This is a genomic window from Cupriavidus sp. FW305-3-2-15-C-LB2 (assembly GCF_058787575.1).
This window is the reverse complement of record NZ_JBYSZW010000043.1, coordinates 54,350-71,947: the sequence shown is the minus strand read 5'-3', so window position 1 is coordinate 71,947 and position 17,598 is coordinate 54,350. Positions and strand designations below refer to the sequence as shown.

Below are 17,598 nucleotides of genomic sequence, written 5' to 3'. Positions count from 1 at the left end.
AACAGGTCCGTGAAACAGCTCCGCGCCGATGATAGTGCGGATTCCCGTGTGAAAGTAGGTCATCGCCAGGCTCTTATACCGCAGAACCCCCAGCCCCAAAAGGCTGGGGGTTTTTGCTTTGGCGCGGCGGAAAATCACGCCCGCGCCCCTCATGCCGTCATCCGCCGGTCCGCGACAGCCAGCGCAACGCCGGCCAGGCAGCAGCCTCCAACCAGCAATGCGGCTGGCACGGTGCCGTGCACTGCCAGTGAGCTGGCCGCAACCGGCATCAGCATCAGCACAGCCAGGTTGTTGATGCTTTCCGAGACGGCCAGAATCTGCCCCTTTGCTGCGCCGGCCCGCCGAGCCAGGATGGCGGTGCTAGATGGCGCCGCGATGCCGAGTGCCGCGCCCCACGCCAGCAGGCAGCCAAGCGACCCGGGCAACCCCAAGACGCCTGTCGTGAACAAGGTCAGGGCCACGGCGACAAGCGCGGTGGCCACTATCAAAACACTTTCCTCGCGCGCGAAGCACTGGCTGGCACGCCCTGCCAGCAGATTGCCAACGGCCAGGCCGAGGCCGAACACCGAAAGTGCCGCGCCGACGCCGGCCACGCCGAGCCCGTAACGCAGCCGCAGCACTTCCCCCGCTAGTACATAGGCCGCTACGGCGCTTCCATTCCAGGCGCCTTTCGCGATCAATGGAAGCAGGATGCCTGAAGATGCTGGGACGTTCCTGGATTTTTCCTGGCAGTCGCCGCTACGCGGCAGATTGCGCGGAAGTACGTGGCAGCCGGCAAGAAGGGCCGCCAGGCAACCACCTGCGGTGACAAGGAAGGGAGCGCGCCAGCCGAATCCATCGGCCAGTATCCCGGCCACTGCCGGGCCTGCGGCAATGCCGGCGGTCATGCCTAGCATGACGCCGCCCATGGCGCCAGCCTGCCGCGCCGGGGGAACCAGATCTGCGATCAATGCGAAGACGGTGGGAATCGTGGCCGCGGCGGCGAGCCCGCCGAGGATACGCAATGCCATGGCGGCATGCAGCGTAGGGACGAGCGTGAGGGCGATGCCATCGAGTGCGAACAACAGCAATGCAGCCAGCAGCACGCGGCGCCGTCCGGCACGATCGGAGAACCAGCCCATCAACGGCGCGGCCAAGGCATAGGAAAGGGCATAGGCAGAAACGAGTCCCGATGCGCGCGCCGGGGTGGTGGCAAAGGCGTCTGCAAGCGGCGCCAGCATCGGTGACAACATGAATTCAGCAGCGCCGACCATGCACACGGCTAGGGCAAGCACGGGCAGCAGGCAAGGAGATGGCATAGGGTAGCCTCCTCGGGCTTCAACATTGATGGGACGTGGCGATACCGGCCAAGACGTGCGAAACGCGACGTAACAAGGGCGCATCGCCGCCTAACAGTGGGTAAATCCGGAAAATGAATGCGCCGCTGAGTCGGGCAAGATGGGTGGTGCGAGCCGGCACCGGGTACTGCGAGAAGGGGCGATTCAGAAAGATCGCCGGGAAGTCAGGGATGATTCTATCGTATTGCCAGCAATCAGGGGCCACCGGTGCCCAGGCACCGGTGGCATGGCGGAAAGTCAGTCGGCCTCGATCTGCATCGACTTCAGCAGCGGCTGCCACTTGTCGCTCTCAGCCTTGAGCAGTGTGCGCAGGCCTTCCGGCGTCTGCTTGTCGACCGGCACGATTTCCGCACCCAGGCCATCGAGTTTCTTGATCACCACGGGATCTTGCAGCCCCTTCTGCAGCGCCTTGGTCAGCCGCGCCACTGCAGCGGGCGGCGTGCCCTTGGGCGCGTAGATGCCGTGCCAGACCTTGACGTCAAAGCCCTTGAGACCGCCTTCCTGCAGCGTTGGCGCACTGGGCAGCGCCTTGATCCGCGCCGGCGTGGTCACGCCGAACAGGCGCACGCGGTCGGCCTGGATATGGGGCAGCGTGGCCGTGGTCTGGTCGCACAGCAGGTCGACCTGGCCGCCCAGCAGTGCGGTCAGCGCGGGGCCGGCGCCCTGGTAAGGAATTGCATTGAGCTTGACGTGGACCGATTGCTCGAACAGCACGCCGCATAGTTGCGATACGGCGCCCAGCCCGGCATTGGCCAGCGACACCTTGTCCTTGTTCTGCGTCACGTAGCGGATCAGTTCCGGCACGGTCTTGGCCGGCAGGTCCTTGCGGCCCATCAGGGTCATCGGCACGTCCGCGACCTGGCCGACATACTCGAAATCCTTCAGCGGCGCGTACGACAGCTTCTTGTACAGTGCCGGCGCGGTCGCCATGCCATTATGGTGGATCAGCAGCGTATAGCCGTCCGCCTGTGCGCGGGCGACAAAGGCGGCAGCCACGGTGCCGCCGGCGCCGGTGCGGTTTTCCACCACCACGCTCTGACCGAGATCCTGCGACATCGCCTGCGCCAGCGTGCGTGCCACGACGTCGGTCGGGCCGCCGGCGGAGTAGGGGACGACCAGCGTGATCGGCTTGCCGGGGTAGGCGTCAGCCGCTGCCGCGGCGCTTGTGCCAGCCAGCGCCGAGGCCATCACCATCACGCCCGCCAGCCATCGTGGCCCGGCGCGCAAATCCTTCGCATCCTTCATTGCTGTCTCCAGATTGGTGCCGCGCCGTGAGTCCGGGGCGGCTTGTCGGGGTTGCGCGGCTAGCATGGGGGTATGCCGCCGCGACCGCAATCTGGTTCTCGTGAAGGGTGCCTAATCCGTGATGGAAGATCAGGCCGGCTGGCTGGTAGCCCGGTTGCCTCGGCACTGCACTGGTCAGGCGACCTCGGCCACGCGCACTTCCACCAGCAGCTTCTTCAGTTCCGGCACGCACGAGCCGCAGTTGCCGCCGGCCTTGACGCAGGCGGTGATCTCCGCGGGCGTCTTCAGGTCGTGTTTGCGCACGGCGTCGCAGATGGTGTTGCGGCCCACGCCAAAGCACGAGCACACGGTCGGGCCGGTGTCGGCGCCTTTCTCCATCGGCTGGCCGAGCAGCAGGCCGATGCGGTCGGCGTCTTCCAGCCGCTCGCGGCCGAACAGGCCGGCGAGCCACGCGCGTGAGGGCAACTCGGGCCGCGTCGAAACGTAGACGCACGCTTCCAGCCGGTCGTTGACGACATAGCCCGCATGGTAGACGCCGGCGGTGCGGTCCTCGTACTCGAGCCAGTCGGCCTCCGGATCGGTCACGCCGAGCAGCGCGCGGGCCCAGGCGGTGCGGTCGGCCACGGTGTCGCGGCCGGCGAATTCATAGCGCTGGAACTGGCGGCCCTGCACGCGCGTCCAGTAGGTCAGCGCTTCCGCGGGCAGCGCGCTGCGGCTCAGCACGAAACCATGCCAGTTCACGCCGAATGGCTCCACCCGTACTGGCGTGTGCTTGAATTCGGGCTCGCCGGAAACGGGATCGACCACGGGATTGACCAGCGCGCCGACGCGTGCGTCGGAGCTGAACTGGCCGTTCCAGTGGATCGGCACGAACACGCTGCCGCGCGGGATGCCGCCGCCATGGCGCACGCGTGCCACCATCGCGCCCCAGCGCGTGCTGACGCGCGCGAGCTTGCCTTCGCCCACGCCGGACAGCAGCGCGTCCTGCGGGTGCATGTCGACGAAGGGTTCGGGCAGGTGGTCGGCCAGCTTGGCCGACTTGCCGGTGCGCGTCATGGTGTGCCACTGGTCGCGCACGCGGCCGGTGTTGAGGATCAGCGGGAAATCGTCGTCGGGCGCGTGGGCCGGCGCGCGCGGCGGCGTGGCGACAAAGCGGGCCAGGCCGTCGGCATGGGCGTAGCGGCCGTCGGCAAACAGGCGCTGCGTGCCGGCGCCAGCCGGTGCGCCCGCTGGCAGCGGCCATTGCACGGGCTCCAGCGCGTCATAGTGCTCCTGGTCCAGGCCGGCCAGCCCGCCGATGTCGAACACGCGCGGTGCGGCATCGTTGCGCCAGGCGCTCAGGCGTGCGTGCTCGTCGAAAATCTCATGCACGCCCGCATAGTCGAAGCCGTCAAAGCCCATGCGGCGCGCGACGTCGCACAGGATCCGCCAGTCGGCGCGCGCCTCGCCAGGCGCGGGCAGGAAGGCACGCTGGCGGGAAATGCGTCGTTCCGAGTTGGTAACGGTGCCGTCTTTCTCGCCCCAGCCCAGCGCGGGCAGCAGCACGTGCGCGGCAGCATTGGTGTCGGTGCGCTCGATGATGTCGCTGGTGACCACCAGTTCGCACTTGGCCAGCGCGCGGCGCACCTGGTCGGCGTCGGGCAGGCTTACCACCGGGTTGGTGGCGATCACCCAGACCGCCTTGACGCGGCCGGCTTCGATCGCCTCGAACAGTTCCACCGCCTTCAGGCCCGGGCGGTCAGCCACCACCGGCGATTGCCAGAAGCTCTGCACGACGTCGCGATGCAGCGGGTTGGCCAGTTCCATGTGCGCGGCCAGCATGTTGGCCAGGCCGCCGACCTCGCGCCCGCCCATTGCATTGGGCTGGCCGGTAAGAGAGAACGGGCCCATGCCCGGGGCGCCGATGCGGCCGGTCAGCAGGTGGCAGTTGATGATGCTGTTGACCTTGTCGGTGCCGGCCGACGACTGGTTGACGCCTTGCGAGAAGGCGGTCACGGTCTTTTCCGTATCCGCGAACAGCTGGTAGAACGCCAGCACGTCCTGCACGTCCAGCTTGCAGGCGCGGGCCACGGCAGCGGGATCGGCGCAGGCCGCGTCCGCGGCCTGCAGGGCTTCATCCAGCCCCGCGGTGCTGGCGGCGACGAAGGCGGCGTTGGTGCGGCCTTCGCGCGCCAGGTAGCTCAGCAGCCCGTTGAACAGCCACACGTCGGTGCCCGGGCGGATCGCCAGGTGCAGGTCGGCCAGTTCGCAGGTGGCGGTGCGGCGCGGGTCGATCGCCACGATCTTCATCTCGGGGCGCGCTTCCTTGGCCCGGGACAGGCGCTGGAACAGGATCGGATGGCACCACGCGGTGTTGGAGCCCACCAGCACCACCAGGTCGGCCAGTTCCAGGTCTTCGTAGTTGCCCGGCACCAGGTCTTCGCCGAAGGCGCGCTTGTGGCCGGCCACTGCCGACGACATGCACAGGCGCGAGTTGGTGTCGATATTGGCGCTGCCGATGAAGCCCTTCATCAGCTTGTTGGCGATGTAGTAGTCCTCGGTCAGCAGCTGGCCCGAGACATAGAGCGCGACCGAATCCGGGCCGTGGCGGCGGACGATGTCCGAGAAGCCTTGCGCGACGGTGTCCAGCGCATGGTCCCACGAGACTTGCTGCAGGGAGCCATCGGTGCCGCGCACCTTGGGGTGGAGCAGGCGGCCTTCCAGGTCCACGGTTTCACCGAGCGCCGAGCCTTTCACGCACAGCCGGCCGTGATTGGACGGGTGCTGCGCGTCGCCCGCGATCTCGACCTGGCCGTCGGCGCGCACGGTGGCGCGCACGCCGCAGCCGACGCCGCAGTACGGGCAGGTGGTGGCGGTGGTGGTGGTCAGGATCGCCGAGACGACCGGGATGTCGGACAGGTTCACGCGTTCTCCGTGCGGGGGCGTTATATGGCTTACGGTGATGCTTATGCGGCGAGCGCTTCGCACTGCGCCTGACCGAACAGCAGGCGCTGGCGCAGCGCGCCCACCGGCGTGCGGCGCTGGATCATGTCGAAGTACCAGGGGCCGTCCTGCACGTCGCCGTACAGCACGGCGCCGACCAGATAGCCGTCCTGCAGCACCAGGCGCTTGTAGACGCCGCGGCGCGGGTCGCGCAGCACCAGGTCTTCACTGCCTTCGGCGCCGATGAAGTCGCCGGCGGAATACAGGTCGACGCCGGTCACTTTCAGTTTAGTCGCGGTGGCCTGCTGCACGTAGTGGCGATGGCCGGCGCCGGCGAGGTGCGCGGCGCACACGCGCGCCTGATCCCAGATCGGCGCCACCAGGCCGAAGGTGGCCTGGCGATGCTGCACGCACTCGCCCACGGCGTAGATGCGCGGATCATAGGTCTGCAGCGTGTCGTCGACGACGATGGCGCGCTCGCAGTGCAGGCCGGCGCCGGCGGCCAGCTCGATATTGGGGCGCACGCCGGCGGTCATCACCACCAGGTCGGCGGGGATCTCGCTGCCGTCCTTGAAGCGCACGCCGGTGACGCGGTCGATGCCGAGAATCTCCGCGGTCTGAGCGCCCAGCAGGAAGCGCAGGCCCTTGCGTTCGAGCGCGCCCTGGAGCAGCGTGGCAGCGGGCTTGTCGAGCTGGCGCTCCATCAGGCTGTCGGGCAGGTGCACCACGGTCACGTCCATGCCCTGGCGCAGCAGCCCGTTGGCGGCCTCCAGGCCGAGCAGGCCGCCGCCGATCACCACCGCATGGCGGTGGTCGCGCGCGGCTTGCTGCATGGTCTCCACGTCCTGGATATCGCGGAAGGCGATCACGCCGTCGAGCTGGTGCCCCGGCACCGGCAGGATGAAGGGCTTGGAGCCGGTGGCCAGCAGCAGGCGGTCGTAGCGCACTTCGCGGCCGGAGGCCGAGCGCACGATGCGGCGCGGGCGGTCGATGGCCACCACCGGGTCGCCGGCAAGCAGTTCGATGCCATGCTCGGCGTACCACTCGCGCGTGTTCAGCATGATGTCCGCTACCGTCTTCTCGCCGGCCAGCACCGGCGATAGCAGGATGCGGTTGTAGTTGCCGTGCGGCTCGGCCCCGAACACCGTGATGTCGTACAGGTCCGGGGCGAGCCTGAGCAGCTCTTCCACAGTGCGCATGCCGGCCATGCCGTTGCCGACGACGACCAGGCGCGGGCGGGCTTGGGGGGTGGCGGAAGGCGTCATGCCGGCATCTCCGTTGGCGTGGCTTGAGGACAGGGGGAACATCAAATGGGCGCCGGTGTCAGGCTGCGAGTTCTTCCTCGGCCTCGCTCACGGCCACGCCGGCGGCAATCCAGACCTTGCCGTCATAGACGCGTGCGGCGTAGGCACTGACGGACTGCTCGGGCGCTTCCAGGCATTCGCCGGTGCGCAGGTCGAAGTGATGCTTGTAGATTGGCGAAGCCACCACCAGGCGCTCGCCGAGGTTGCCGACCAGCCCGCGCGACAGCACCGCGGCCTGCGAGTTGGGATCGAAGTTGTCGATGGCGTAGACTTCGTCGCCACGGCCGATGCGGAACACGGCGACCTGCTTGTCGTCGACCAGCGCGCACACACCAGTATTGGGCACGATATCGCGTACGGTGCAGACGGCGGTCCAGGTCTCAGGATGGTGGGGATGGCTCATCACGTTCTCCTTGTTTGCGGGCACGGTCAGGCTGCTTTTGCGGGCATGGCAACCACGGGAATCTGGCTCAGGCGAGAACGACGCAATTTCCGTTCCTCCGGCGTGGCCGGGCGGATCTGCCCGCGCTCTTCGACAAAGGCGACGTTGTCGTCGCGGCGGTCGCTGTTGACGAAATGGCGGAAGCGCTTGCGCGTCTCGGGGTCGGTCACGGCCTTCTTCCACTCGTCTTCGTAGGTGTCGACCACATGCTGCATCTCGGCTTCCAGTTCGGCGGCGAGGCCCAGCTTGTCGTCCAGCACCACGGCCTTGAGGTAGTCCAGGCCGCCTTCGAGGTTGTCGCGCCAGACGCTGGTGCGCTGCAGGCGGTCGGCGGTGCGCACGTAGAACATCAGGAAGCGGTCGATGTAGCGCACCAGGGTGTCGTGGTCCAGGTCGCTGGCCAGCAGCTCGGCGTGGCGCGGCTTCATGCCGCCGTTGCCGCACACGTACAGGTTCCAGCCCTTGTCGGTGGCGATCACGCCAACGTCCTTGCCCTGCGCCTCGGCGCATTCGCGGGTGCAGCCGGACACGCCGAACTTGATCTTGTGCGGCGCGCGCAGGCCCTTGTAGCGGTTCTCCAGCTCGATCGCCAGGCCCACCGAATCGCCCACGCCATAGCGGCACCAGGTGGAGCCCACGCACGACTTCACCGTGCGCAGCGCCTTGCCGTAGGCATGGCCGGACTCAAAGCCGGCGGCGATCAGTTCTTCCCAGATGAAGGGCAGTTCCTCGGCGCGCGCACCAAACAGGTCCACGCGCTGGCCGCCGGTGATCTTGGTGTAGAGACCATACTTCTTGGCCACCTGGCCGACCGCGATCAGGCCCTCGGGCGTGACTTCGCCGCCCGGCATGCGCGGCACCACCGAATAGGTGCCGTCCTTCTGGATGTTGGCCAGGTAGTAGTCGTTGGAATCCTGCAGGCTGGCGTGCTCTTCCTTGAGCACGAACTCGTTCCAGCACGAGGCCAGGATGCTGCCCACCGCGGGCTTGCAGATGTCGCAGCCCATGCCCTTGCCGTGCGCTTCCAGCAGCGCATCGAAGGTCTTGAACTTGCCCACGCGAACCAGGTGATACAGCTCCTGGCGCGAGTACGGGAAGTGCTCGCAGAGGTGGTTGTTGACGGCCATGCCCTGCTTCTTCATCTCGGCCTTCATGATCTGCGTGACCAGCGGCACGCAGCCGCCGCAGGCGGTGCCGGCCTTGGTGCAGGTCTTGAGCGCGCCGATGCTGGTGGCGCCGTCGCACACGGCCGCGCAGATCTCGCTCTTGGAGACGTTGTTGCACGAGCAGATCTGGGCGGTGTCGGGCAGGGCATCGGCGCCCAGCGCGGGCTTGGCCTTGCCGCTGCTGTCGGGCAGTATCAGGAACTCGGGCGACTCGGGCAGCTCGATCTTGTTCAGCATCATCTGCAGCAGCGTGCCGTACTCGCTGGCGTCGCCGATCAGCACGCCGCCCAGCAGGTACTTGCCGCAGTCGGACACCACCAGCTTCTTGTAGACCTCCTTGCGGTCGTCGCAGAACTGGTAGAAGCGCGCGCCCGGCACGGTGCCGTGCGGGTCGCCGATGCTGGCCACGTCCACGCCCATCAGCTTGAGCTTGGTGCTCATGTCGGCGCCGGCAAACTCGGCGGCTTCGCCCTGCAGGTGGCGCGCGGCGACGCGGGCCATGTCATAGCCCGGCGCCACCAGGCCGTAGATCTTGCCTTGCCACAGCGCGCATTCGCCGATGGCGTAGATGTCGGGATCCGAGGTGAGGCACTGGTTGTCCACCACGATGCCGCCGCGCTCGCCCACCGCCAGGCCGCTGGTGCGCGCCAGTTCGTCGCGCGGGCGGATACCGGCCGAGAACACGATCATGTCGGTGTCGAGGTGGGTGCCGTCGGCAAACACCATGCGGTGGGTGCCGTCTTCGCCGTCGATGATCTCCACCGTGTTCTTGCCGGTGTGCGCGGTCACGCCCAGGCCATGGATCTTCTGGCGCAGCATGCGGCCGCCGCCTTCGTCGACCTGCACCGCCATCAGGCGCGGCGCAAACTCGACCACGTGCGTTTGCAGGTCCATGTCGCGCAGCGCCTTGGCGCACTCCAGGCCAAGCAGGCCACCGCCGACCACTACGCCGGTCTTCGAGCGCGCACCGCATTCGCGCATCGCTTCCAGGTCTTCGATGGTGCGATAGACAAAGCAGTCCTTGCGGTCCTTGCCCGGCACCGGCGGCACGAAGGGGTAGGAGCCGGTGGCGAGGATCAGCTTGTCATAGGACAGGGTCTCGCCGGTCGACACCTTCACCGTGCGCGCGGCGCGGTCGATCTCCACCGCACGCGCATTCAGGCGCAGCAGCATGTTGTTGTGCTGCTCGAAGAAGCCGGCGGGCACCAGCGACAGGTCCTCGGCTGACTTGCCGGCGAAGAATTCGGACAGGTGCACGCGATCGTAGGCGGGACGTGGTTCTTCGCACAGCACGGTCACTTCCACGTTCTGTGCGCCGGCTTCCGCCAGGCACTCCAGGAACTTGTGACCCACCATGCCGTGGCCGACGATGATCAGTTTCATGATGCTTTCCTTGTCCGGTAGTCAGTCTTTGCTGCTTGTTGTGCTGTGGGGGCGATGCTTTAAAATCAGCTGGCCATTGCGCTGTCGTACAGCGCCTGCTCCTGGGCCTTGTGCTCGGCGGTGAAGCGGATGGCGATGGCGCAAAGTGCGGAGATGGTGGCGAGCACGCCCAGCACTGTCAGCGTGTGCTGCAGGTCGCCCAGGCCCTTGAGCAGGAAGCCCGCGGCGACGGCGCCAACGTTGCCGCCCGCGCCGATGATGCCGGCCACGCCGCCCAGCGCCTTGCGGTCGATAAAGGGCACCAGCGCGTAGGTCGCGCCGCAGGCCATGTGGGTGAACAGGCCGAACAGCAGCATCGCGACCACGGCCAGCGTCACACTGCCGGCCTGCGCGAACCACAGCAGGCCCAGGCCTTCGCCCAGGATCAGCACGAACAGCAGCGTGGCGCGTGCGTCCAGGCCGCGGCGGCGCGCCGCCTTGTCCGACAGCCAGCCACCCAGGGCGCGGGCAAACAGCGCCAGCAGGCCGAAGCTCGCGGCGGCCATGCCGGCAGCCTTCAGGCTCAGGCCGAAGCGGTCCACGTAATACGAGGCGGCGATGTTGTGGATGAAGATCTCAACGCCGAAGCAGGCGCCGTAGGTGATGAACAGCAGCCACACGCGGTAGTTGGCGCTGGCGGCGCGGAAGCTGGCCCAGCCGCCGCCCTTGCCACCGTCCTTGCCGGTGATGGCGATGCCGCGGGCGCGCAGGTCCGAGTAGTTGCCTTCCGGGCAGTCCTGGGTGAAGCGCCAGTAAATGACGGCCATGATCAGCATCAGCACGCCCGGCACCAGCAGGGCGAAGCGCCAGCCGAACGCGTGGTCGGCGCCGAGCATCAGCACGGCAGCCAGCAGCAGCGGCATGATGGCCTGTGCGGCGCCGCCGCCGGCATTGCCCCAGCCGGCCGCGGCCGCGTTGGCGGTGCCGACCACGTTGGGCGCGAACATCACCGAGGTGTGGTACTGCGTGATCACAAAGCTGGCGCCGACTGCGCCGATCAGCAGGCGGAAGGTCAGGAAGGTCTCGTAGTTCTGTGCCAGCGCCACGCCCAGCACCGGCAGCGCGCCCAGCGCCAGCAGGCCGGTGTAGGTCTTGCGCGGGCCGAAGCGGTCGCACATCGGGCCAATCACCAGGCGCACCAGGATGGTCACCGCCACCGCCGCGATATTGATGTTGGCGATCTGGCCCGGGGTCAGGCCGAACTCGCCCTTGAGCACAGGCATCAGCGGAGCGCAGGCAAACCACGCAAAGAAGCAGACGAAGAACGCCATCCAGGTCAGGTGGAAGGCGCGCATCTGCGGGGTCCTAAAGCTCAGCAGCTCGATGCGGGTGGCTTTGGCGGTCATCGTCCTTGGCTCCAAAAAACAAATGGCGTCCCGCAGACCAGGCCGCTCAGGCCAGTTCAGGGGACGCCGTTGTCCTGACAGCCACTACATGGGATAGGGGCTGCGTATGTGGGGTGGGCCGGTCGCCATTGACGGGCCCGTACCCTGTTACGCAAGGGGTGTGCCAGGCCGGCATGTGACGGTGAGTGGGGGTTTGTTGCGCTGGGGTGCGGCGGAGTGATGCCGGGATGCGCTGTGGTGGGGCGGCCGCCGGGCTGGCGGCACACTCATGGTGCAGTGCGGTGGGCTGCGCTGGTGCGATGCAATACCGCGATCGGCGCTACTGGTCCGAAGCCGGGGACTGGGCGTTGACGGGAATGATCCGCATATCGCGCGGCGACACTTCCACGCCGTCCTCGTCGACCAGTGCCGCGCGCACCAGCTTGCCGCTGGCGCGCGAGCGGATCTGCACCGGGCCTTCGCCGGACGGGGCCATGTGGCTGTCGCCCCACTGCATCAGGCCGACCAGCACCGGCAGCAACTCGACGGCGGCGCGGGTGGGGCGGTATTCGAAGCGTTCGCGCTCGCCGGGCTCGCGGTAGCCGACCTTGCGCAGCAGGCCGGCGTCGGTCAGCGTCTTGAGGCGCGCGGACAGCACCGCGGGCGAGCATTCCAGCCGGCGCAGGAAGTCGTCGAAGCGCGTCACGCCATGGAAGACATCGCGCAGGATCAGGATCGTCCACTTTTCGCCGATCAGCGACAGCGTCGCGGCAATCGAGCAGTGGCGGAGGTCGGACGCATTGAGGGTCATGATGCCGGCAAGCATAGCATGCTGACTTCATTTGCAAAAGTCAGGTTATCTCCTATACTCTGACTACGAATTTTGAATCCAGATGGTGCCGGGATGGATGATCAGAGCGAGGCCCGCACGGGCAAGGCGGAAAGCTGGACGGTGGGACGGGGCGTGCAGGTCACGCTGCGCCATACGCGGCCTCAGGATGGCGGGGCGCTGCGCGCGCTGGTGGATGGGCTCTCGCGTGAGAGCCGCTACTTCCGCTTCCTGAGCGGCGGGCGCGTGGTGGACGCGATTGTCGACGGCCTGGCCGCGCCCGGACCTGGCGGGGTGGCGCTGGTGGTGGAGGCGCCCGACGAAGTTGGTGTCTCAGCCATTGTCGCCAGCGCGGAATACGTGGTGTCCGGGCACGTCGGGGAATTTGCCGTGGTGGTTGCCGACGGCTGGCAAGGGCAGGGACTGGGGCGGCGCCTGATCGCCAGGCTGTGCGAACTGGCGCGCGCGGCCGGCCTGCGCACCCTGCGCGGCGACGTGCTCAGCGAGAACCGCCGCATGCTGGCCATCCTGCGCGGCCTCGGCTTTGCCAGCCGCCGCAATCCGCAGGACAGCCACCTGCATGAAGTCACGCTGGCGCTTGGCCAGCCGGCGCGCAGCCCGCAGCGGCTGCCGGCGGACTGGTTCGGCGCGCGCTGATTAACTGGCGTCGCGCTTGCCGCGCGAGGTCATGGTGCAACCTGCCGAGGCCGTGATGATGCTGGCGATCGCCAGCCATTGCAGCGCGCTCAGCTGTTCATGCAGGAACGCCAGCCCGGCCAGCGCGCCCATCGCCGGCTCCATGCTCAGCAGGATGCCGAAGGTGCGCCGGTGCAGGCGCTTGAGCGCCACCATTTCCAGCGAATAGGGGATCGCGCTCGACAGGATGCCCACCGCCAGCCCGAACAGCAGCAGCGTCGGGCTGAACATCGCGGTGCCCGCATGCGCGAGCCCGAACGGCAGCACCACCAGCGCCGCCATGGTCAGCCCCAGCGCGGTGGCCTGCCCGCCGTGGGCGTTGCCCGCCATCTGCCCGAACACGATATACAGCGCCCAGCCCACGCCCGCGGCCAGCGCATAGCCGATGCCCACCGGATCGAGCGTGCCGGCGGCATCGCCGACCGGCAGCAACAGCAGCAGCCCGGCCACGGCAAAGGCGATCCACAGGAAATCAATTGCGCGCCGCGACGACAGCACCGCGACCGCCAGCGGCCCGGTGAACTCGATCGCGATCGCCAGCCCCAGCGGGATGGTGCGCAGCGACATGTAGAACAGCAGGTTGGTCGCGCCCAGCGCCGCGCCATACAACGCGATCGCGCGCGCGTTGGTTCGCGTCAGCGGGATGCGCCACGGGCGCCAGACGCACAGCAGGATCAGCGCGGAGAAGCTCACCCGCAGTGCCGTGGTGCCCTGTGCCCCGAGCGCCGAGAACAGGCTCTTGGCAAAAGAGGTGCCGATGCACAGCGAGGCCATCGAGCCGGTCAGGGCCAGCACGGCGAGCAGGGTCGAGCGACGGTGGGCGGCGGTTTGCGGCAATTTGGGGATCCTGTTTTATGGCGTGGCCTGTGCAATGCTGCCGCATCATGCGGCAAGCCCGGCGCGGGCGCCATATACAGGTGTGGGCCAGTGGCTCAGTACAGTTGGCCGTGCCCCGGGCACGCCGCTGCTCAGTGATCCCGAGCTGCCGCCTTGCGCCGCTTGCCGGGTTTGCTGGCGCAGTCCGGGCAACGCCCCAGTAGCGTCAGCTCGTGGTGCTCCACTTCGAAACCCGGTGGCGTGATCTCTTCCAGATGCCCGGGGCACCCTTCCAGCGGGAAGACGCGGTCGCACGACAGGCACTGGAAATAGTGCCGGTGGGTCGCGGCACCCGGCACTTCCGACAATTCATAGCGGTCCGGCTGGCCCGGCAGTTCGACGGCATGCACCTGCTCGCCTTCCACCAGGGCACGGATGTTGCGGTAGACCGTAGCCAGTCCCAGTGAGGGCACCTGGTGCTGGGCCGCGGCCAGGATCTCGGCCGGGCTCAGGGGCCGGCCGGCTTCGCGCAGCGCGTCGATGACGGCGCCGCGTTGACGGGTCATGCGTTCCATGACTAGAATCTTAATGAGAAATTATTATCATTAGTGAGTCGCTGCGGTTTGCCAGTCGGATGGCCGCCGCCGCGACTCGTTTTTATTGGGGTGTTCCTTATGCTGCTTGCGCAGCTCAGCCGTGCCCGGCGCCGCGCGCCGTTTTCGTTCCTGCCTGTTGTGCCAGACCTGCGCCCGGTCCAGGCGCGTTCATTGCGGCCGGTTGCTGCCCTGATGCTGGCGATGTCCGGCCTGGCCGAGGCGGCGGATACCGCCGAGGCCTCCGATATTACGCTGCCGGCGGTGTCGGTGGTCGGCACGGCCTCCGCATCATACAACCCGCCCGACGCCTCCGGCGCGACCCGCACCGACACGCCGCTGCGCGAAATTCCACAGTCGGTGCGCGTGGTGCCGCGCGCCATGCTGGACGATATCGCCGCGACCCGTTTCGACCAGACCTTCGACTATGTCAGCGGCATCGCGCGCCAGAACAACTTCGGCGGCCTGTGGGACAACTTCGCCATGCGCGGCTTCACCGGCCATGAGAACACCGGCGCGGGCTACCTGGTCAACGGCTTTGCCGCCAACCGCGGCTATACCGCGCCGATGGATGCGGCCACGATCGAACGCGTGGAAGTGCTCAAGGGCCCGACGTCATCGCTGTACGGCACCAGCGAGCCGGGCGGCACCTTCAACGTGGTCACGCGCCAGCCGCAGTTCCGGCCTGCGCAGCGCTATGGCTTCGAGCTTGGCACGCGCGACGGCTATCGTGCCACGGCCGATGTCACCGGCCCGCTTGGCGAGAACGTGGCCGGCCGGCTGATCGCCGTGGCCGACCACCAGGGCAGCACGCGCGACTACATCAACAGCCAGCGCTACCTGGTGGCGCCGTCGTTCACCTGGACCCTGGGCAACGACACCGTGCTGCAGTACGCGGCCGAATTCCAGCGCTACACCACGCCGATGGACCGCGGCGTGGTGGCCGTCAACGGCCAGCTGGGCCGCATCCCGCGCTCGCGCTTCCTGGGCGAGCCCGGCGACGGCGACATGCGGCTGGACAGCCAGTCGCACCAGCTCAGCGTGGAGCACCAGTTCAGTCAGAACTGGAAGGGCAGGCTCGGCCTGTCCTACCGCGGCGGCGCACTGACGGGACATAGCAGCGAGGCGACTTCACTGGCCGCCGACGGCCGCACGCTCTGGCGCCAGCGCCGCTACCGTGACTTCCAGTCGGACGATGTCTCGCTGCAGGCCAGCGTGACCGGCAAGTTCAGCACCGGCCCGGTCGGGCATGAACTGCTGATGGGGGTGGATGCCTACCGCTTCGGCAATACCATGGCGATCCTGCGCAAGAACCCCAGCGCCGCGGCGCCGTACGCGATCGACATCTACGACCCGGCCTATGGCCAGCCGGCGCCGCCGATGCCGTGGAACATGGACACGTACGAGCGCCAGCGCAATCTCGGCGCCTACGCGCAGGACCAGCTGAGCCTGGGCGAGCGCTGGCGCGTGCTGGCCGGCGTGCGCTTCGACGCCTTCGACCAGTCGCTGGACAACCACCTGCGCGGCACGCGCACCACGCAGCACCAGAACGCAGTGTCGCCGCGCGTGGGCGTGAGCTACCTGGCCAGCCAGAACGTGTCGCTGTTTGCCAATGCCAGCCAGTCATTCCGTCCCAATGCCGGCGCCGACGCCGCGGGGCTGCCGTTCGACCCCGAGCGCGGCCGCGCGGTGGAGGCCGGCATCAAGTTCGACAGCGAGGACCGCCGCAGCGGCGCCACGCTGGCCATCTTTGAGATCCGCAAGCGCAATGTGCTGGCCACCGACCCGTCCGATCCCTCCTTCTATATCGCCGCCGGCGAAGCGCGCAGCCGCGGCCTGGAGCTGGATGTGGCCGGGCAGCTTGGCACCCACTGGCGCGTATCGGGCAGTTTTGCGCTGACCGATGCCGAGATCACGCAGGACACGCGCCTGGCCGCCGGCACGCCGCTGTCCAACGTGCCGCGCACCAGCGGCAGCGTGCTGGCGGTGTACGAGGATGCCGCGCCGGTGGGCCAGCGCTATGGCGTTGGTGCCGGCCTGCGTTATGTGGGGCGGCGTCCGGGCGATGTGCAGGACAGCTTCTCGCTGCCGGCCTATGTGCTGGTGGACCTGCATGGCTACTGGCAATACAGCCGCAACGTGCGCGTGTCGCTCAACGTGGGCAACCTGTTCGACAAGACCTATTACGCCAGTTCGTACAGCAGCCTGTGGATTGCGCCGGGCGCGGGCCGCAGTGTGCGGCTGGGCGTGCAACTGAGCTATTGACGATGCTGCCAGCCAAGGCGCGCACTGCCGCGCCCCTGTCTTCTCCGACAGATTTCCCTTCTGCCGCGGTCGCGCGGCCGGCCGGCGGCCGGCTGCTGTCCATCGACGCTCTGCGCGGACTGGTGATCCTGATCATGCTGCTGGACCACGTACGGGACATGTTCTTCCTGCACGTCCAGGTGGCCGATCCCATGGATGTCGCCACGACCTCTCCGGCACTTTTCTTCAGCCGGCTCGCCGCGCATCTGTGCGCACCGGTTTTCATCTGGCTGGCCGGCATATCGGTGTGGCTCTACGGTGCCGCCGGGAACGACCGGCGCGCCGTCAGCGGCTTCCTGCTCAGGCGCGGCGTGTTCCTGGTGCTGCTGGAGGTGACGCTGGTCGGCTTTGCCTGGACCGGGACCTTGCCGCCGCAGGTGATCTACCTGCAGGTGATCTGGGCCATCGGCCTGAGCATGATGGCGCTGGCGGCACTGGTGTGGCTGCCGCGGGCGGTGCTGATTGCCGCGGGCATTGCGCTGGTTGCCGGCCACAACCTGCTGAGCCCGCTGCATTTCCCGGTGGACAGCGCCTGGCACGTGCCCTGGGCCATCCTGCACGACCGCACCTGGATCGAGGTGGCTGATGGTTTCAGGGTGCGTACCTCATACCCGGTGCTGCCGTGGATCGGCGTGATCGCGCTGGGCTATGCGGCGGGGCCGTGGTTTGCCGTCACGGTGCCTGCCGCGGTACGGCAGCGGCGGCTGGCTGGATGCGGGCTGGCGGCGCTGGCAGGCTTTGCGGTGCTGCGCGCGCTGAACGGCTACGGGCAGGAGCAGAAATGGCTGGCGGGCAGCGACGCCTTGCATACCGCGATGAGCTTCCTCAACGTCACCAAATACCCGCCGTCGCTGCTGTTCCTGCTGCTGACACTGGGCGTGGGCTGGTTGCTGCTGGTGTGGCTGGAGCGAGCGCAGGGCAGCTGGATCGCGCGGCGCCTGGCTGTGTTCGGCGCCGTGCCGATGTTCTTCTACCTGCTGCACCTCTACGTGCTGCAGGGGCTGTACCAGGTTTGCGTGCACCGCTGGGGCCTGAACCAGGGCAAGGTGTTCGGCCTCGACCACGTCTGGCAGCTGTGGCTGGGCGCGGCCGTGCTCGCCCTGGCGCTGTGGCCGGCGGTGCGCTGGTTCGCGGCGCTGAAAGCAAGGCGGCGGGACTGGCGCTGGCTGAAGTACTTCTGACCAGCGCCTGGGTCCC

Annotated in this window: 13 protein-coding genes; 3 read left to right on the top strand and 10 right to left on the bottom strand. The window is 67.9% G+C overall.

Annotated elements, in window-relative coordinates:
- Positions 1-149: 149 nt before the first annotated feature.
- From AC3WRR_RS26125 to AC3WRR_RS26090, 8 genes are all read right to left on the bottom strand, one after another.
- Positions 150-1,298: an MFS transporter gene (locus AC3WRR_RS26125; RefSeq protein ID WP_010814243.1), complete on the bottom strand. Its 1,149-nt coding sequence runs from the start codon at positions 1,296-1,298 to the stop codon at positions 150-152.
- A gap of 276 nt (positions 1,299-1,574) precedes the next feature.
- Positions 1,575-2,582 carry a tripartite tricarboxylate transporter substrate-binding protein gene (locus tag AC3WRR_RS26120; RefSeq protein ID WP_010814242.1) on the bottom strand — a complete coding sequence of 336 codons (1,008 nt, stop codon included), beginning with the start codon at positions 2,580-2,582 and terminating at the stop codon, positions 1,575-1,577.
- 174 nt (positions 2,583-2,756) lie between these two features.
- Positions 2,757-5,486 carry a molybdopterin-dependent oxidoreductase gene (locus AC3WRR_RS26115; RefSeq protein ID WP_492298545.1) on the bottom strand — a complete coding sequence of 910 codons (2,730 nt, stop codon included), beginning with the start codon at positions 5,484-5,486 and terminating at the stop codon, positions 2,757-2,759.
- A gap of 41 nt (positions 5,487-5,527) precedes the next feature.
- On the bottom strand, positions 5,528-6,769 hold the full coding sequence (locus AC3WRR_RS26110; protein WP_010814240.1) for an NAD(P)/FAD-dependent oxidoreductase: 1,242 nt from the start codon (positions 6,767-6,769) through the stop codon (positions 5,528-5,530).
- 58 nt (positions 6,770-6,827) lie between these two features.
- Entirely contained in the window at positions 6,828-7,211 is a 384-nt protein-coding gene (gene nirD, locus AC3WRR_RS26105; RefSeq protein ID WP_010814239.1) for a nitrite reductase small subunit NirD, read from the bottom strand.
- Between the two features lie 26 nt (positions 7,212-7,237).
- The gene (nirB, locus tag AC3WRR_RS26100; RefSeq protein WP_011616796.1) at positions 7,238-9,799 is read right to left on the bottom strand and encodes a nitrite reductase large subunit NirB; all 2,562 of its coding nucleotides are present in this window, start codon (positions 9,797-9,799) and stop codon (positions 7,238-7,240) included.
- A gap of 65 nt (positions 9,800-9,864) precedes the next feature.
- Positions 9,865-11,184 (bottom strand): MFS transporter, encoded by a 1,320-nt coding sequence (locus tag AC3WRR_RS26095; protein ID WP_010814237.1) that lies wholly within the window; start codon positions 11,182-11,184, stop codon positions 9,865-9,867.
- Positions 11,185-11,503: 319 nt separating this feature from the next.
- Positions 11,504-11,989 carry a winged helix-turn-helix transcriptional regulator gene (locus AC3WRR_RS26090; protein ID WP_010814236.1) on the bottom strand — a complete coding sequence of 162 codons (486 nt, stop codon included), beginning with the start codon at positions 11,987-11,989 and terminating at the stop codon, positions 11,504-11,506.
- A 78-nt stretch (positions 11,990-12,067) separates the two neighbouring features.
- Here AC3WRR_RS26090 and AC3WRR_RS26085 point away from each other — a divergent pair, with 78 nt between their 5' ends.
- Entirely contained in the window at positions 12,068-12,649 is a 582-nt protein-coding gene (locus AC3WRR_RS26085) for a GNAT family N-acetyltransferase (protein ID WP_454749133.1), read from the top strand.
- On the opposite strand, the gene AC3WRR_RS26080 is transcribed toward AC3WRR_RS26085, so the two are convergent.
- Positions 12,650-13,525 (bottom strand): EamA family transporter, encoded by an 876-nt coding sequence (locus AC3WRR_RS26080; RefSeq protein WP_010814234.1) that lies wholly within the window; start codon positions 13,523-13,525, stop codon positions 12,650-12,652.
- A 131-nt stretch (positions 13,526-13,656) separates the two neighbouring features.
- Positions 13,657-14,079 carry a Fur family transcriptional regulator gene (locus tag AC3WRR_RS26075; protein ID WP_010814233.1) on the bottom strand — a complete coding sequence of 141 codons (423 nt, stop codon included), beginning with the start codon at positions 14,077-14,079 and terminating at the stop codon, positions 13,657-13,659.
- A gap of 99 nt (positions 14,080-14,178) precedes the next feature.
- Here AC3WRR_RS26075 and AC3WRR_RS26070 point away from each other — a divergent pair, with 99 nt between their 5' ends.
- Together AC3WRR_RS26070 and AC3WRR_RS26065 are read left to right on the top strand one after the other, a co-directional pair.
- Positions 14,179-16,362, top strand: a complete 2,184-nt coding sequence (locus AC3WRR_RS26070) for a TonB-dependent siderophore receptor (protein WP_492298543.1) — start codon at positions 14,179-14,181, stop codon at positions 16,360-16,362.
- Between the two features lie 2 nt (positions 16,363-16,364).
- Positions 16,365-17,582: an acetyltransferase domain-containing protein gene (locus AC3WRR_RS26065; protein ID WP_492298541.1), complete on the top strand. Its 1,218-nt coding sequence runs from the start codon at positions 16,365-16,367 to the stop codon at positions 17,580-17,582.
- The last annotated feature ends 16 nt before the right edge of the window (positions 17,583-17,598 follow it).

Bases quoted from the DNA above. Each gene is read 5' to 3' on its own strand.
- AC3WRR_RS26110 (WP_010814240.1), bottom strand. From the start codon at position 6,769: ATGACGCCTTCCGCCACCCCCCAAGCCCGCCCGCGCCTGGTCGTCGTC.
- nirD (WP_010814239.1), bottom strand. From the start codon at position 7,211: ATGAGCCATCCCCACCATCCTGAGACCTGGACCGCCGTCTGCACCGTA.
- AC3WRR_RS26065 (WP_492298541.1), top strand. From the start codon at position 16,365: ATGCTGCCAGCCAAGGCGCGCACTGCCGCGCCCCTGTCTTCTCCGACA.
- nirB (WP_011616796.1), bottom strand. From the start codon at position 9,799: ATGAAACTGATCATCGTCGGCCACGGCATGGTGGGTCACAAGTTCCTG.
- AC3WRR_RS26120 (WP_010814242.1), bottom strand. From the start codon at position 2,582: ATGAAGGATGCGAAGGATTTGCGCGCCGGGCCACGATGGCTGGCGGGC.
- AC3WRR_RS26085 (WP_454749133.1), top strand. From the start codon at position 12,068: ATGGATGATCAGAGCGAGGCCCGCACGGGCAAGGCGGAAAGCTGGACG.
- AC3WRR_RS26070 (WP_492298543.1), top strand. From the start codon at position 14,179: ATGCTGCTTGCGCAGCTCAGCCGTGCCCGGCGCCGCGCGCCGTTTTCG.
- AC3WRR_RS26075 (WP_010814233.1), bottom strand. From the start codon at position 14,079: ATGGAACGCATGACCCGTCAACGCGGCGCCGTCATCGACGCGCTGCGC.
- AC3WRR_RS26095 (WP_010814237.1), bottom strand. From the start codon at position 11,184: ATGACCGCCAAAGCCACCCGCATCGAGCTGCTGAGCTTTAGGACCCCG.
- AC3WRR_RS26090 (WP_010814236.1), bottom strand. From the start codon at position 11,989: ATGCTTGCCGGCATCATGACCCTCAATGCGTCCGACCTCCGCCACTGC.
- AC3WRR_RS26125 (WP_010814243.1), bottom strand. From the start codon at position 1,298: ATGCCATCTCCTTGCCTGCTGCCCGTGCTTGCCCTAGCCGTGTGCATG.